Genomic DNA, 14,997 nt, shown 5'->3' on the forward strand with positions numbered 1-14,997 from the left:
CTTATTTTAACTGTCCTTGCACGGACGGATATTCGTTCCAGTGCAGCTTTTCGCGCAGCGTGTCGTAATAGTTCCAGCCTTCCGGATGCAGGAAGGTGATCGTGAATTCGGAGCGTTTGACGACGATGCGGTCGCCGTGCTGCAGGCTGGCGACCGATTGCATGTCGAAGTTGACGTTGCTCTCGCGGCCGCCGACCACTTCGATCTCGATCTCGCTGCTATCCGGCACGGCGATCGGCCGGTTCGACAGCGCATGCGGCGCGATCGGCACCAGGATGATGCCTGCCAGGCGCGGATGCAGCAGCGCACCGCCGGCCGACAGTGCATAGGCAGTGGAACCGGTCGGCGTGGCGACGATCAGGCCGTCGGAACGCTGGTTGTACATGAACAGGCCATCCACGTGCACGCGCAATTCGATCATGCCGGAACCCGAGCCGCGCGACAGCACCACGTCGTTGAACGCCAGCGTGTGATGCATCAGTTCGCCGTTGCGATAGATCGAACCCTGCAGCAGCGTACGCGTTTCCGAGACGACCTTGCCTTCCAGCATGGCGCGCAGCAGCGGCATCATGTCGTCGAAGGCGATGTCGGTCATGAAGCCGAGTCGGCCCTGGTTGATGCCGATCAGCGGCACGTCGTACGGCGCCAGCTGGCGCGCGATGCCGAGCATCGTGCCGTCACCGCCAACGACGATGGCGACGTCGGCCAGTTCGCTGATATCAGGCAAGGTCATGATCTCGCCGCTCAGCTGGAAACGCTCTGCGGTCTGCGCGCCGAATATGACGCGATGGCCGGTAGCGGTCAGGAAATCGGCGATCTGCGTCAATGCTTGCGCAATATCGCCGGCGGAATGCGAGGTTTCGCCAGCCTTCTGCTTGGCGAAGATGGCGACGGTCTTGAAGGAGGCTGCGGTGTAGGAATGTGGTGTGGACGGCATGATGCCGCAGATTAGACCATAATTCGCCCATCGATTGCACTATGCGTTCCGCGAAAAGAATTGATCATGCAGCAACCTTCCGCCTCGCTCGCCACCTCATCTTCCGATACACCGATCCGCGCCGTCCTGTTCGATCTGGACGATACATTGTGGCCGCTGGAAGCCGTCATCCTGCGCGCCGAAGCCGCGCTGCACGACTGGCTGACGCTGCACGCGCCCGGCATTCCGCGCCAGTTCAGCATCGCCCAGCTGCGCGCGCTGCGCGAAGAACTCGTCAGCACCGATCCGCGTTACCGCTTCGACCTGTGGGCGCTGCGCCATGCGACGCTGACGCATGCCTGCACGCTATGCGGCGAGGATACAGCGCGCATGGAACAGGCGATGGCGGTGTTTTCCGAAGCGCGCAACGCCGTCACGCCGTTCGACGACGTCGCGCCGGCGCTGGCGCTGCTGGGCGAACGCTATCTGCTCGGTTCCGTTTCTAACGGGTTCGCCGATCTGCAGACGATCGGGCTGGCGCATCACTTCCGCGTCTCGCTCGCCGCGCATCAGTTCGGCAGCGCCAAACCCGATCCGGAGATTTTCCTCGCCGCCTGCGATGCGCTGTCGGTCGCACCGCACGAAACGCTGTACGTCGGCGACGATCCGCTGCTCGACGTGCAAGGCGCGCAGAATGCCGGCCTGCACGCCATCTGGATCAATCGTTTCGCGCGCACCTTGCCCGGCCATATCGTCCCTGCTGCGAGCTGTGCCACGCTGCATGAAGTGCACGACTGGCTGAGCGCGCGTCATCGTGCTTTCTGAATACAGAACGCACGTTTTGTCATTTCGGCAAGCGCACGCTCTGCGGAAAAGACTGCCGCCATTCCGCTTTCTGCGTCAGCTCATTACAATAGCCTCATCATGCAACTGGACAAGCGCGCACAAACACTGCTGAAAGCTCTGGTCGAACGCTACATCGCGGACGGCCAGCCGGTTGGTTCGCGCGAGCTTTCGCGCATCTCCGGGCTCGACCTGTCGCCGGCGACCATCCGCAACGTGATGGCCGATCTGGAAGAAATGGGATTCGTCGCCAGCCCGCACACCTCGGCCGGCCGCGTGCCGACGCCGCGCGGCTACCGCTTCTTCGTCGATACGCTGCTGACCGTGCAAAGCATCGACGAAAGCGCGGTGGAATCCAAGCTGCAGAAGACGATGCAGACTGGCTCATCGCAGAAGATCATTTCCAACGCCGCGCAGGTCCTGTCGTCGCTGTCCGAATTCGCCGGCATCGTGATGACGCCGCGCCGCGAATCGGTGTTCCAGCAGATCGATTTCCTGCGGCTGTCCGAAAAACGCATCCTGCTCGTGATCGTCACGCCGTCCGGCGACGTGCAGAACCGGCTGCTGCTGACCGACGTCGACTATTCGCCGTCGCAGCTGATCCAGGCGGCCAACTACATCAACCAGAACTATGGCGGACTGAGCTTCGACGAAGTGCGCCTGCGGCTGCAGGGCGAGCTGCAGCAGCTGCGCGACGACATGACGCGCCTGATGCAGGCAGCAGTCGAAGCCGGCAGCGACGCGATGAACGAGAATGCCGACGATGTCGTCATCTCCGGCGAGCGCAATCTGCTGAGCGTGTCCGACCTGTCTTCCAACATGGTGTCGTTGCGCAAGCTGTTCGACCTGTTCGAACAGAAGACCAGTCTGATGCAGTTGCTGGACATCTCCAACCGCGCCAACGGCGTGCAGATCTTCATCGGCGGCGAATCGAATCTGGTGCCGGTAGACCAGATGAGCATCGTAACGTCGTCGTACACGGTCGACGGCAAGGTGGTCGGCACGCTGGGCGTGATCGGCCCGACGCGCATGGCCTACGAACGCGTGATCCCGATCGTGGACATTACGGCCAAGCTGCTGTCGAACGCGCTCAGCCATTCGCCGGGCTGACAATCGGGAATCGAAAAACCGACAATCGGAGCCTACAGCCATCACCGAAAGGCTGTCGGAAAACACCATGAAAAAAAGCCGCCAGTTCCTGCGAACCGGCGGCTTTTTCATTCAGGCGATGCCTGATGCGTCTGTCTTATTTCTCTTATTTCTTTTTCTTGCGGCAATCCTTGCAGTGGCCGTATATCGCCAGCGCATGATCGGCGATCTCAAAGCCGTATTCCTGCGCGATGCGGATCTGGCGGCGTTCGATTTCCTCGTCGACAAATTCCTCGACCTTGCCGCAATCCAGGCAAACCAGATGGTCGTGGTGCGAACCTTCGTTCAGCTCGAACACCGCCTTGCCGGTTTCGAAATGGTTGCGCTGCAGCAGGCCGGCCTGCTCGAACTGCGTCAACACGCGATAGACAGTCGCCAGACCGACGTCCAGATTGTCGGCCAGCAGCATCTTGTAGACGTCTTCGGCGCTCAGATGGCGTACCTCGGCATTGTGAAAAATGTCGAGGATCTTCAGACGCGGCAAGGTGGCCTTGAGTCCGCTGGCTTTCAGTTCGGATGGATTGTTGGGCATGTTCTTGTTCAGATTGGGGATATCTGCCTTATCATATAGTGTTTTCGCCCAATTGCTCAACCGCTCGAGATTCCCTATGCAAACCCGCTTCCATTTCGGCCGTTCCCTGCTTGCCGCCGGCGCATTTTGCCTGACGCTGGCAGCGGTGCTTACAGGCTGTGCGTCGAAAAATCCGCTGATGGAAGAACCGGCACCGATGGCGCGGAAGAAAGCCGAGTCAGCCAAGCAGGAAGAAACCGCCGCCGCGCCAGTCGCCGAAGAAAAAGCAGTCGCGCAAACCTCGGCACCGCCGGAAGCCAGCGCATCCGAAACTGCACGTACGGTTATCGAAGCCACGCCTGAAAACGCACCTGCGATCGACAAGACGGCCGAATCGGCTTCTACTACGGTGCCCGCCAATGCACCGGCGCCGACTGCTGCAGCACCGACACCTGCACCTGCCGCTGCAGAAACCTCCGCAAACGCCGCACCGGCAGCCGCTGCCGCCGGCGCAACCGCAGCCGGCGTACAGACAGTCAAACAGAAACGTTTCCTCGGCTTCCTGCGCCCTTACCGCCCGGACGTCCAGCAAGGCAATTTCGTCTCGCGCGAAATGGTTGCCCAACTGAAACCGGGCATGACGCAAGATCAGGTCACCTTCCTGCTCGGCACACCGCTGCTGAATGACATTTTCCATGCCGATCGCTGGGATTACGCCTTCCGCCTGCAAAAGGGCAACGGTGAAATCACGACCAGCCGCGTGACCGTCTATTTCCAGGATGGCCTCGTCACCCGTTATGAAGGCGGCGGCGATCTGCCGACCGAAGCCGACTATCTGGCGCGCATCGCCAACAAGGCCAAGGAAGCCAAGAAATAAGCTGAAACAGGCACGGCGCAGATGATCCTTGCTGTGCCTGTTGCGCATCTCGCAGCGCATTTCTTGCCCAATTTCGTATCCACTTTCGCATCCATTCTCGAACCAATCCGAGTCTCACGATGAATCCAATGAAAATCGCAGTGGCCGGCGCATCCGGCCGTATGGGCCGCATGCTGGTCGAAGCCATTCTGAACGCCGATGATGCGCAGCTTTCCGGCGCACTGGACATACCTGCCTCGCCCGCAATCGGTACCGATGCCGCCGCCTTCCTCGGCAAGCCGGCGGGCGTTGCCATCGAATCCGATCTGGCCAAAGGCCTGGCCGATTCGCAGTTCCTGATCGATTTCACGCGCCCCGAAGGCACGCTGGAGCATCTGAAATACTGCGCCGCCAACAACGTCAAGATGATCATCGGGACCACCGGCTTCGATGCAGCCGGCAAGGCCGCTATCGTCGAGGCCGCGAAATACACGTCCATCGTGTTCGCGCCCAACATGAGCGTCGGTGTCAACGTCACGATGAAGCTGCTGGAAATGGCGGCGAAGAATTTCTCCGAAGGCTACGATATCGAAATCATCGAGGCGCACCACCGCCACAAGGTCGATGCGCCATCCGGCACCGCGATCAAGATGGGCGAAGTGATTGCCGGTGCATTGGGCAAGGACTTGAACGACGTCGCCGTCTGGGCTCGCGAAGGCGTGACCGGCGAGCGCGATCCGTCTTCCATCGGTTTCGCGACCGTGCGCGGCGGCGACATCATCGGCGACCACACGGTATTGTTTGCCGGCATCGGCGAGCGCATCGAGATTTCGCACAAATCGTCGAGCCGCGTCTCGTACGCACTGGGCAGCCTGCGCGCCGCACGCTTCCTGGCCGACAAGAAGACCGGCCTGTACGATATGCAGGACGTGGTGGGACTGCGCTGATCCGCTTTTCCAGTCCCCCCTTTTTTCCTGATCGACCGCATTGCTGCACTGATACTGAGACAAGGACAGCCGCATGAACGCAAGCGCCACACAAGGATTGGGACTCGCGCACTACTGGGCGCAAGGGGATGCGATCTCGCATGCGGTCGCCTACCTGCTGTTGGCGATGTCCGTCGTTAGCTGGTTTTACATCCTGTCAAAAGCCTGGAGTTCATGGCGCATCCGCCGCAGCGCCGGTGCGCTGGAAAAATTCTGGCAAGCGTCCACGCTGACCGATGCGGTGTCCGCAATCCGGCTGGCCGACAGCGAAAACGTCTACACGCCGCTCGCCGCGCAAAGCGTGGAAGCCGCCAACATCAAGCCGCAATCCAATTCGCTCAACGCCAATACCGATCCGGGCGAACTGATCACGCGCACGCTGCGACAGGAAATCAACCGCGTGTCGTCGCGGCTGGAAAGCGGATTGACGCTGCTGGCCTCGGTCGGTTCCACCGCGCCCTTCGTCGGTCTGTTCGGCACCGTCTGGGGCATCTATCACGCGCTGATCGCGGTTTCTGCTGCCGGCACCGTGCAGATCGACAAGGTTGCCGGCCCGGTCGGCGAAGCGCTGATCATGACGGCCCTCGGCCTGGCTGTCGCGATTCCGGCCGTGCTGGCCTACAACGCCTTCGTGCGCGTCAACCGCATCACGCTGGCGGAACTCGACGCCTTCGCGCACGACCTGCACGCCTACCTGACCACCGGCGCGCGCGTCGGTAAATAACAATTCATAAGCAATTCATTCGAGGAAGCGACCATGAGCTTCGGCGGATTCAACGACAACAACCGGCCCGCGCCGATGGCGGAAATCAACGTCACACCGATGGTGGACGTAATGCTGGTGCTGCTGGTCATCTTCATCCTCGCCGCGCCGCTGTTTACGCAATCGATCAAGCTGGACCTGCCGACCGCGCAGGCAACGCCAACGCCGGCTGAACCGGCCACCGTCACCTTGTCGATCGACGCGGCCAACAACATTTTCTGGGACGGCAAGCCGATCACGCAGGACGAACTGAAGCAACGCTTCGCGATCGCCGCCAAACAGCAGCCGCAACCACAATTGCAGCTGCGCGCCGACAAGAACACGCGCTACGAAGTCATCGCCCGGATCATGGGCAGCGCCCAGGCGAACGGTTTGACGAAACTCGGCTTCGTCACGCAAGTACCGGAACAGGACAACAAGTAATGGCCAGCGTGCAACTCGACGGCAGCAGGATCACCGACTGGCATAGCTTCCATACGCTGTGCGCCGAGGCTTTCGGCTTCCCGGATTTCTACGGCCACACCATCGACGCCTGGATCGATTGCCTCAGCTATCTGCGCGACGATGAAAACATGACGAAATTCCGCCTGCGGGAAGACGAAACACTGCAGATCGTCATTACCCACGCCGACGTGCTGCGCAAACAGGCGCCCGATCTGCTGGAAGAAGTCGCTTTCTGCGTCGAAGGCATCAACGACCGCTACGCCGATTACGGCGAAAAACCCGCTCTTTCCCTGAAGCTCGCCTGACAAGCCGCCGCTTCGCTGCCATTTCGCGGCAAAAGCCGCGATTTCCGGACGCGCGCCAGCCTTATCCAGACGCCATCCAGGTGGCCTAGCCGGTATAATCACCGGCTTCACCTCCAATTTCTCGCTTCATCCGACATGCAAGATAAATACAGCCCCGCCGACGTCGAACAAGCGGCGCGCGCCCACTGGCAAAAAAACGATTCCTACAAGGCCGTCGAGAACGCGGTCGATGCGAACGGCAAGCCGAAGAAGAAGTTCTACGCCTGCTCCATGCTGCCCTATCCGTCCGGCAAGCTGCACATGGGCCACGTGCGCAACTACACGATCAACGACGTCATGTACCGCTATCTGCGCATGAACGGCTACAACGTGCTGATGCCGATGGGCTGGGACGCATTCGGCATGCCGGCGGAAAATGCCGCGATGCAGAACAACGTGCCGCCAGCGCAATGGACGTACTCGAACATCGAGTACATGAAGTCGCAGATGCAATCGATGGGCCTGGCGATCGACTGGTCGCGCGAGATGACGGCCTGCAAGCCTGAATACTACAAGTGGAACCAGTGGATGTTCCTGAAGATGCTGGAGAAAGGCATCATCTACAAGAAGACCGGCACCGTGAACTGGGATCCGATCGACCAGACCGTTCTCGCCAACGAACAGGTCATCGATGGCCGCGGCTGGCGTTCCGGCGCGCTGATCGAAAAGCGTGAAATCCCGATGTACTACGCGCGCATCACCGACTACGCGGAAGAACTGCTCGACTTCGTCGACAACAAGCTGCCCGGCTGGCCGGAACGCGTGCGCATCATGCAATCGAACTGGATCGGCAAGTCGACCGGCGTGCGTTTCGCGTTCACGCACGAGATCGAGGAAGACGGCAAACCGATCAACGATGGCAAGCTGTGGGTCTTCACCACGCGTGCCGACACGATCAAGGGCGTCAGCTTCTGCGCGGTCGCGCCAGAACACGCGCTGGCGACCTTCGCCGCCAAATCGAACCCGGAACTGGCCGAATTCATCGCCGAATGCAAGCGCGGCAGCGTCATCGAAGCCGACATGGCGACGATGGAAAAGAAAGGTATGCCGACGGGACTCTTCGTAAAGCATCCGCTGACCGGCGCACTGGTCGAAGTATGGGTCGGCAACTACGTGCTGATCACCTACGGCGACGGTGCCGTGATGGGCGTGCCTGCGCACGACGAACGCGATTTCGCGTTCGCACTCAAATACGAACTGCCGATTCGCCAGGTCATCGACGTCGAGGGCAAAACCTTCTCCGAAGAAAAATGGCAGGACTGGTACGGCGACAAGGAAGCCGGGCGCTGCATCAATTCCGGCAAGTACGACGGCATGAACTATCAGCAGGCAGTCGATGCGGTTGCCGCCGATCTGGAAGAAATGGGCCTGGGCGAAAAGAAGATCACCTACCGCCTGCGCGACTGGGGCATCTCGCGCCAACGCTACTGGGGCACGCCGATCCCGATGATCAACTGCCCGGACTGCGGCTCGGTGCCGGTGCCGGAAAAAGATTTGCCGGTCGTGCTGCCGGAAGACTGCGTGCCGGACGGCAGCGGCAATCCGCTCAACAAGCACGAGAAGTTCCTGAAAGTCGATTGCCCATGCTGCGGCAAGCCGGCGCGCCGCGAAACCGACACGATGGATACCTTCGTCGATTCGTCGTGGTACTTCATGCGCTACTGCTCGCCGGGTTCGAACGACGCGATGGTCGATGCACGCAACGATTACTGGATGCCGATGGACCAGTACATCGGCGGTATCGAGCACGCCGTGCTGCATCTGCTGTATGCGCGTTTCTGGACCAAGGTGATGCGCGACTTCGGTCTCGTCAAGTTCGACGAGCCGTTCACCAACCTGCTGACACAAGGTATGGTGCTGAACGAAACGTATTACCGTGAAGACGCGTCCGGCAAAAAGACCTGGTTCAACCCGGCCGACGTCGATCTGACCTTCGACGACAAGGGCCGTCCGATGTCTGCCGTACTGAAGAACGACGGCAAGGCCGTCGAACTCGGCGGCACCGAAAAGATGTCGAAATCGAAGAACAACGGCATCGATCCGCAGGCGCAGATCGACCAGTACGGCGCCGATACCGCCCGCCTGTTCACGATGTTCGCCGCACCGCCGGAGCAGACGCTCGAATGGTCGGGTTCCGGCGTCGAAGGCGCGAACCGTTTCCTGCGCCGCGTGTGGAACTATGCGTATGCGCAAGCTGCGCGCATGGCGAAGAACGATGCACTCGATGCGTCGGCCTTGCCGGAATCGCACAAGGCACTGCGCCGCGAGATCCACAAGGTGCTGCAGCAGGCCGACAGCGATTACAAGCGCATCCAGTACAACACCGTCGTGTCGGCCGCGATGAAGATGCTGAACACGCTGGAAGCCGCGAAGTTCGACGATTCCGCCGCATCGAACGCGGTGCTGTCGGAAGGCTTGTCCATCTTCCTGCGCGTACTGTACCCGGTCGCGCCGCATATCGTGCACGTACTGTGGCAGGAACTCGGCTACGCAAAAACCTTCGGCGACATCCTCGATGCGCCGTGGCCGCAGGTTGATCCCGCTGCGCTGGAACAGGCAGAGATCGAACTGATGGTGCAGGTCAACGGCAAGCTGCGCGGCAGCGTGATCGTCGCCAAGGATGCCGACAAGGCCACCATCGAAGCCGCGGCGCTGGCCAACGAAACGGTACAGAAGTTCATCGAAGGCACGCCGAAGAAAATCATCGTCGTGCCCGGCAAACTGGTCAACATCGTTGCATGACGTCTTTCGACTGACAGGATTTCCCCATGCTGAAAAACCGCCGTCTCCTCTGTCTCGCGCTGGCTTCGACCGTCATGCTGTCCGCCTGCGGGTTCAAGCTGCGCGGCTCGGTACTGGGTGAAAACCTGCCGTTCAAGACGCTGTACATCTCGGTGCCGGAATCGTCGTCGCTGGGCGCCGAACTGCGCCGCAACATCCGCGGCAGCGGTGAACTGCAGATCGTGTCCAAGCCGGAAGAAGCGGAAGCACAACTGCTGATCACCAACGAGTCTCAATCGCGCCAGATCCTGTCGCTGAACAGCCAAGGCCGCGTGCGCGAATACCTGCTCAACTATCGGGTGACGATGCGCGTGGTCGACAATCAGAAACGCGAACTGCTGGCGCCGACCGAAATCGCGTTGAAACGCGATCTCAGCTATAACGAATCGTTCGTGCTGTCGAAAGAAGCGGAAGCACAGATGCTGTACCGCGACATGCAAACCGATCTGGTGCAGCAGATCCTGCGCCGCGTCGCGGCAATCAAACCGCTTCCACCGGCTGAAGAAAACAGTACCGGCAATACGGCTGTCCCCGATGCCGGCGGCGCCGTCCCCAACGCAGTTGCTCCCCAATAAGCGATGCAACTGCGATTCGACGCTCTCGACGCACATCTGAACAAGCCGCTGGCCGGCCTGTACGCGATCACCAGCGACGAACACCTGCTGGCGCTGGAAGCGGCCGACAAGATTCGCGCTGCCGCACGCGCGCAAGGCTATTCGGAACGCGACGTACTGGTGGTCGAACGCAGTTTCAAATGGAGCGCATTGCTGGCCGCCAACCAGTCGCAATCGCTGTTCGGCGACAAGAAACTCATCGAGTTACGCATTCCGACTGGCAAACCCGGCCGCGACGGCGGGCAGGCATTGCAAGACTACGCCGCCACGCTGAATCCGGACAACATCACGCTGGTCACGCTGCCCAAGCTGGACTGGCAGACTGCGAAATCCGCCTGGGTCACGGCGCTGCAGCAAGCCGCAGTCTGGATCGACATTCCGCTGGTCGAGCGCGCGCAGTTGCCGAACTGGCTGGGCGTACGGCTGACAGCGCAAAAGCAGAGCGCCAATCGCGAATGCCTGGACTTCATCGCCGACCGTGTCGAAGGCAACTTGCTGGCCGCACACCAGGAAATCCGCAAGCTCGGCCTGCTGTATCCGGAAGGCCAATTGTCGTTCGAACAAGTGCACGATGCCGTGCTGAACGTCGCGCGTTACGACGTCTTCAAGCTGAACGAAGCAATGCTGACCGGCGATGCCGCACGGCTGGCGCGCATGCTGGAAGGCCTGAAGGGCGAAGGCGAAGCACTGCCGCTGGTGCTGTGGGCCGTCGCCGAGGAAATCCGCACCTTGCTGAAATTGAAAGCCGGCGTCGCGCAAGGTCGGCCGCTGGCGCAATTGACGAAGGAATACCGCATCTGGGGCCCGCGCGAGCGGCTGGTCGAACCGGCACTGCGCCGCCTGCGACTCTCCACTTTGGAAGAAGCGCTGCAGGAAGCCGCGCAAATCGATAAGATGATCAAAGGTTTGCGCGCCAAGGCGTTTGCCGGCGATGCCTGGGATGCGATGCTGCAACTGGGGCTGAAGATCGCTCGCGGCTGATTTTCCGCGATTGTTTTTCCTCGCCGTCTCAACATCGTGCTCCAACCACACCGTTTCACTTTCTCGTTACCGATCCGTCACTGACATGGACATCAAGCAATACATGAACGAAGTCGGCCAGCGCGCCCGCAAGGCGTCGCAGGCAATGGCCAAGGCCGACACTGCCGCCAAGAACCGCGCGCTGACACTGATCGCCGCTGCGATCCGCCGCGATGCCGACGCGCTGCGCGCCGCCAACAAGAAGGATCTGGACGCCGCGCGCGCCAATGGCCTGGAACCTGCCATGCTGGATCGCCTGACGCTGTCCGACAAGGCGATCGCAACGATGGCCGAAGGCCTGGAACAAATCGTTTCCCTGCCCGATCCGATCGGTGAAATCTCGAACATGAAATACCGCCCGACCGGCATCCAGGTCGGCCAGATGCGCGTGCCGCTCGGCGTGATCGGCATCATCTACGAAGCACGCCCGAACGTGACGGTCGACGCTGCCGGGTTGTGCATCAAGAGCGGCAATGCAACAATCCTGCGCGGCGGCTCCGAAGCGCTGCATTGCAATCAGGCGCTGGCGAAACTGGTCAGCGAAGGTCTGGCCGGCGCCGGCCTGCCGGCCGATGCGGTGCAGATCGTCGAAACCACCGATCGTGCTGCGGTCGGCGAACTGATCACGATGCCGCAATATGTCGACGTCATCGTGCCGCGCGGCGGCAAAGGCCTGATCGAACGCCTGATGAAGGAATCCAAGGTGCCGATGATCAAGCACCTGGACGGCATCTGCCACGTCTACGTCGACGAAACCGCCGACCTGAAGAAGGCGCTGGACATCGGCTTCAACGCCAAATGCCATCGCTACGGCACCTGCAACACGATGGAAACCCTGCTCGTTGCACGCAGCGTCGCCAAGACCGTGCTGCCGGAACTCGCCAAACTGTACGCGACGAAAGAAGTCGAACTGCGCGGCGACGACGAAGCACGTGCCATCCTGCAAGGCTATTCGCATCTGGCAACCGCAACCGAAGAAGACTGGTCGACCGAATACCTGGCGCCTATCCTCGCCGTGAAGATCGTCGCCGACATCGACGAAGCGATCGCGCACATCAACCGTTATTCGTCGCAGCATACGGACAGCATCGTCACCGAAGATTACACGCGTGCGATGCGCTTCATCCGCGAAGTCGATTCGGCGTCGGTCATGGTGAATGCCTCGACGCGGTTCGCCGACGGCTTCGAATACGGCCTGGGCGCCGAAATCGGCATCTCGAACGACAAGCTGCATGCGCGTGGTCCGGTCGGGCTGGAAGGACTGACGTCGCTGAAGTACGTCGTCTTCGGTCACGGCGAAGTCCGCAACTGAGCGTTGGTTCATCGTTAGCCGATCGCCTACCCTTTATCACGGGACCGCCCATGCTCTGGATCAAGTCGCTGCACATCCTCTTCGTCATCTCGTGGTTCGCCGGCCTGTTCTACCTGCCGCGCATCTTCGTCAATCTGGCGATGGAAACCGATACGACGGCGACCACGCGCCTGCTGCTGATGGCACGCAAGCTATTCCGTTTTACGACCATCCTCGCCGTTCCTGCGCTGGTTTTCGGCGCATGGCTGATGAGCTACGGTTTTGGCGGCGGTTGGCTGCATGCGAAGTTGGCGCTGGTCGTACTCGTCATCGGCTATCACCACGCATGTGGCGTACTGCTGAAAAAATTCGAAAACGGCACGAACAGGCACTCGCATACCTGGTATCGCTGGTTCAATGAAGTGCCTGTCGTGCTGCTGCTGGCAATCGTGATCCTGGTCGTCGTCAAGCCGTTCTGAACAACAACAAAGGGAGGCCGTCATGGCAAAGGTCTGCGAATACTATTTCGCGATGCAATCGCCGTGGTCCTATCTCGGCCACCAGCGATTGATTGCACTGGCACGGAAGCATGGCGCGCAGATCGACATGAAGCCGGTCGATCTCGGCAAGGTATTCAACGTATCCGGCGGCCTGCCGCTGGCGAAGCGGCCGCCGCAACGGCAAGCTTATCGGCTGGTGGAAATGAAACGCTGGAGCGAACGGCTCGGCCTGCCGATGAATCTGCAGCCGAAGTTCTTTCCGGTTTCCGGCGATCCTTCGGCAAAACTGGTGATCGCCGCCAAGCTGGCGCACGGCACCGATGCTGCACTGGCCCTGGCCGGCAGCATCATGCATGCGCTGTGGGCCGAGGAAAAGAATATTGCCGATGGCCCTACCCTGATCGCACTGGCCAATGCCGCAGGGCACGATGGCGAAGCACTGCTGAAATCGTCTGAAACCGCCAGCGTACAGGGCGAGTACGATCAGTTCACCAACGATGCCATCGCCATCAGCATGTTCGGCGCGCCATGGTACGTCGTCGACGGCGAAGCGTTCTGGGGACAGGACAGGCTGGATTTCGTCGAACAAGCATTGCAGAAACAAGCAGCAACGTAAGCAAACACAGACAACAAGGCGTTCCGCGAACGGCGCGGAGCAACATCAATCACACGGATAAAGGGTACCCCGATGTCGGCATCACATTCCTACTTTTGCCCCTGCCCGCGCGGCATGGAAGCGGCGCTCGCCGAAGAGCTCGGCGAAATCGCACAACTCAACGGCAACACGCTGAAAATCCACAACCAGGTGCCGGGCGGCGTGCACTGTTCAGGCACCTTGCGCGACAGCTGGTACATGAACCTGCATTCGCGCATCGCATCGCGCGTGCTGCTGCGCATGGCGCATGCCGGCTATGCGAACGAAAACGACATCTACGACCTGACGCTGGCACAGCCATGGGAAGACTGGTTCGGCCTGCATCACACGATCCGCATCGACATCACCGCAATCAAGTCGCCGCTGAAGAGTCTGGAATTCATCACGCTGAAGATCAAGGATGCCGTCTGCGACCGTTTCCGCGACATTTATGACGGCAAGCGCCCGTCCGTCGATACGCGCACGCCGGACATGCGCATCACCGGCTTTCTGGATGCGCACAATTACACGATCTATCTCGACACGTCCGGCGAAGCGCTGTTCAAGCGCGGCTGGCGGCTGGAAACCGGCGATGCGCCGCTGCGCGAGAATCTCGCCGCAGGCCTGCTGCGCGTGGCCGGCTGGAAGCCCGGCATTCCACTGTTCGATCCGATGTGCGGCTCCGGCACCATCTTGGCCGAAGCGGCGCAGATGGTCGCCGGCATCCCGCCAGGCTTGCGGCGCGAATTCGCGTTCGAGAAATTCGCCGGCTTCGATGCAGACGCATGGGAAGCGATCAAGAACAACATTCGCCTGAATCCGCTGCCAACCGAACCGACGATCTTCGGCAGCGACATTTCCGGCGACATGGTGGTCATGGCCCGCAACAACCTGAACAAGGCCGGCATCCGCTTCGAGGTGCCGCTGAAGCAGATCGAGGCGCAGGAAGTGAAGGCGCCGACCGAAACACCGGGCATCCTGCTGACCAATCCACCGTACGGCGAACGCATCGGCGTGCGCGGCGACAAGACGCTGGCCGAAGACGAACTGGCGAAGGAATTTTTCAGCGCCTTCGGCACCACGCTGAAACAGCGCTTCGCCGGCTGGAAGGTTTTCCTGTTCACCGCCGATCTCGGCGTGCCGAAAATGCTGCGCCTGAAGGAAGCGCGCAAGACGCCGTTCTTCAACGGTTCGCTCGAATGCCGGCTATTCCGCTTCGACATGGTGGCCGGCTTCAACCGCCGCGAACAGGCGATGCCGAAACCCGCCGACAAGATGGAATGAATGCCTTGCTACTGACACAATGCTGTCAGTAGCAAAGCGGCATGATGTCGTCTTCCGACCT

The 14,997-nt window shown here is 60.7% G+C and carries 16 protein-coding genes; 14 read left to right on the top strand and 2 right to left on the bottom strand.

All coding sequences use genetic code 11. The features are described from left to right. Position 1 precedes the first annotated feature (1 nt). Positions 2–937, bottom strand: coding sequence for an NAD kinase (locus tag ACO1VH_RS05410; RefSeq protein ID WP_486243223.1), 936 nt, complete (start codon positions 935–937; stop codon positions 2–4). Between the two features lie 66 nt (positions 938–1,003). Between ACO1VH_RS05410 and ACO1VH_RS05415 the strand changes: the two genes are divergently transcribed. Further along, positions 1,004–1,741, top strand: coding sequence for an HAD family hydrolase (locus tag ACO1VH_RS05415; RefSeq protein WP_486243225.1), 738 nt, complete (start codon positions 1,004–1,006; stop codon positions 1,739–1,741). A 99-nt stretch (positions 1,742–1,840) separates the two neighbouring features. After that, positions 1,841–2,869 (top strand): heat-inducible transcriptional repressor HrcA, encoded by a 1,029-nt coding sequence (gene hrcA, locus ACO1VH_RS05420; protein WP_486243227.1) that lies wholly within the window; start codon positions 1,841–1,843, stop codon positions 2,867–2,869. 145 nt (positions 2,870–3,014) lie between these two features. Here hrcA and fur read toward each other — a convergent pair whose 3' ends face one another. Further along, complete coding sequence (fur, locus tag ACO1VH_RS05425; protein WP_486243229.1) at positions 3,015–3,440, bottom strand: ferric iron uptake transcriptional regulator; 426 nt, start codon at positions 3,438–3,440, stop codon at positions 3,015–3,017. 76 nt (positions 3,441–3,516) lie between these two features. Between fur and ACO1VH_RS05430 the strand changes: the two genes are divergently transcribed. The 12 genes from ACO1VH_RS05430 (at position 3,517) to ACO1VH_RS05485 (ending at position 14,936) form a co-directional block, all read left to right on the top strand. Next, positions 3,517–4,296 (top strand): outer membrane protein assembly factor BamE, encoded by a 780-nt coding sequence (locus ACO1VH_RS05430; RefSeq protein ID WP_486243231.1) that lies wholly within the window; start codon positions 3,517–3,519, stop codon positions 4,294–4,296. Positions 4,297–4,415: 119 nt separating this feature from the next. Further along, the gene (gene dapB / locus ACO1VH_RS05435; RefSeq protein WP_486243233.1) at positions 4,416–5,222 is read left to right on the top strand and encodes a 4-hydroxy-tetrahydrodipicolinate reductase; all 807 of its coding nucleotides are present in this window, start codon (positions 4,416–4,418) and stop codon (positions 5,220–5,222) included. A gap of 73 nt (positions 5,223–5,295) precedes the next feature. Beyond that, a complete protein-coding gene (locus ACO1VH_RS05440; protein ID WP_486243235.1) occupies positions 5,296–5,985 on the top strand; it encodes a MotA/TolQ/ExbB proton channel family protein in 690 nt (229 codons plus the stop codon). 33 nt (positions 5,986–6,018) lie between these two features. Further along, a complete protein-coding gene (locus ACO1VH_RS05445) occupies positions 6,019–6,447 on the top strand; it encodes an ExbD/TolR family protein (protein WP_486243237.1) in 429 nt (142 codons plus the stop codon). Beyond that, positions 6,447–6,773 (top strand): barstar family protein, encoded by a 327-nt coding sequence (locus ACO1VH_RS05450; protein WP_486243239.1) that lies wholly within the window; start codon positions 6,447–6,449, stop codon positions 6,771–6,773. Before ACO1VH_RS05445 ends, ACO1VH_RS05450 begins: the two co-directional genes overlap by 1 nt. A gap of 135 nt (positions 6,774–6,908) precedes the next feature. Beyond that, positions 6,909–9,554: a leucine--tRNA ligase gene (leuS, locus tag ACO1VH_RS05455; protein WP_486243241.1), complete on the top strand. Its 2,646-nt coding sequence runs from the start codon at positions 6,909–6,911 to the stop codon at positions 9,552–9,554. A 26-nt stretch (positions 9,555–9,580) separates the two neighbouring features. Continuing rightward, positions 9,581–10,168 carry an LPS-assembly lipoprotein LptE gene (locus ACO1VH_RS05460; protein ID WP_486243243.1) on the top strand — a complete coding sequence of 196 codons (588 nt, stop codon included), beginning with the start codon at positions 9,581–9,583 and terminating at the stop codon, positions 10,166–10,168. Between the two features lie 3 nt (positions 10,169–10,171). Then, on the top strand, positions 10,172–11,188 hold the full coding sequence (gene holA / locus ACO1VH_RS05465; protein ID WP_486243245.1) for a DNA polymerase III subunit delta: 1,017 nt from the start codon (positions 10,172–10,174) through the stop codon (positions 11,186–11,188). 85 nt (positions 11,189–11,273) lie between these two features. Further along, positions 11,274–12,539, top strand: coding sequence for a glutamate-5-semialdehyde dehydrogenase (locus tag ACO1VH_RS05470; RefSeq protein WP_486243246.1), 1,266 nt, complete (start codon positions 11,274–11,276; stop codon positions 12,537–12,539). A 50-nt stretch (positions 12,540–12,589) separates the two neighbouring features. Continuing rightward, on the top strand, positions 12,590–12,997 hold the full coding sequence (locus ACO1VH_RS05475; RefSeq protein WP_486243247.1) for a CopD family protein: 408 nt from the start codon (positions 12,590–12,592) through the stop codon (positions 12,995–12,997). 22 nt (positions 12,998–13,019) lie between these two features. Continuing rightward, positions 13,020–13,634: a DsbA family protein gene (locus tag ACO1VH_RS05480; RefSeq protein WP_486243248.1), complete on the top strand. Its 615-nt coding sequence runs from the start codon at positions 13,020–13,022 to the stop codon at positions 13,632–13,634. Between the two features lie 72 nt (positions 13,635–13,706). Further along, complete coding sequence (locus ACO1VH_RS05485) at positions 13,707–14,936, top strand: THUMP domain-containing class I SAM-dependent RNA methyltransferase (protein WP_486243249.1); 1,230 nt, start codon at positions 13,707–13,709, stop codon at positions 14,934–14,936. Positions 14,937–14,997: the final 61 nt, after the last annotated feature.

The sequence above is a fragment of the Oxalicibacterium sp. genome, from assembly GCF_057353965.1.

Excerpts from the sequence above, each read along its gene's own strand:
- ACO1VH_RS05460 (WP_486243243.1), top strand. The coding sequence starts at position 9,581 with ATGCTGAAAAACCGCCGTCTCCTCTGTCTCGCGCTGGCTTCGACCGTC.
- ACO1VH_RS05480 (WP_486243248.1), top strand. The coding sequence starts at position 13,020 with ATGGCAAAGGTCTGCGAATACTATTTCGCGATGCAATCGCCGTGGTCC.
- holA (WP_486243245.1), top strand. The coding sequence starts at position 10,172 with ATGCAACTGCGATTCGACGCTCTCGACGCACATCTGAACAAGCCGCTG.
- ACO1VH_RS05475 (WP_486243247.1), top strand. The coding sequence starts at position 12,590 with ATGCTCTGGATCAAGTCGCTGCACATCCTCTTCGTCATCTCGTGGTTC.
- hrcA (WP_486243227.1), top strand. The coding sequence starts at position 1,841 with ATGCAACTGGACAAGCGCGCACAAACACTGCTGAAAGCTCTGGTCGAA.
- leuS (WP_486243241.1), top strand. The coding sequence starts at position 6,909 with ATGCAAGATAAATACAGCCCCGCCGACGTCGAACAAGCGGCGCGCGCC.
- ACO1VH_RS05430 (WP_486243231.1), top strand. The coding sequence starts at position 3,517 with ATGCAAACCCGCTTCCATTTCGGCCGTTCCCTGCTTGCCGCCGGCGCA.
- ACO1VH_RS05470 (WP_486243246.1), top strand. The coding sequence starts at position 11,274 with ATGGACATCAAGCAATACATGAACGAAGTCGGCCAGCGCGCCCGCAAG.
- ACO1VH_RS05410 (WP_486243223.1), bottom strand. The coding sequence starts at position 937 with ATGCCGTCCACACCACATTCCTACACCGCAGCCTCCTTCAAGACCGTC.
- ACO1VH_RS05440 (WP_486243235.1), top strand. The coding sequence starts at position 5,296 with ATGAACGCAAGCGCCACACAAGGATTGGGACTCGCGCACTACTGGGCG.
- ACO1VH_RS05445 (WP_486243237.1), top strand. The coding sequence starts at position 6,019 with ATGAGCTTCGGCGGATTCAACGACAACAACCGGCCCGCGCCGATGGCG.
- fur (WP_486243229.1), bottom strand. The coding sequence starts at position 3,440 with ATGCCCAACAATCCATCCGAACTGAAAGCCAGCGGACTCAAGGCCACC.
- ACO1VH_RS05415 (WP_486243225.1), top strand. The coding sequence starts at position 1,004 with ATGCAGCAACCTTCCGCCTCGCTCGCCACCTCATCTTCCGATACACCG.
- ACO1VH_RS05450 (WP_486243239.1), top strand. The coding sequence starts at position 6,447 with ATGGCCAGCGTGCAACTCGACGGCAGCAGGATCACCGACTGGCATAGC.
- ACO1VH_RS05485 (WP_486243249.1), top strand. The coding sequence starts at position 13,707 with ATGTCGGCATCACATTCCTACTTTTGCCCCTGCCCGCGCGGCATGGAA.
- dapB (WP_486243233.1), top strand. The coding sequence starts at position 4,416 with ATGAATCCAATGAAAATCGCAGTGGCCGGCGCATCCGGCCGTATGGGC.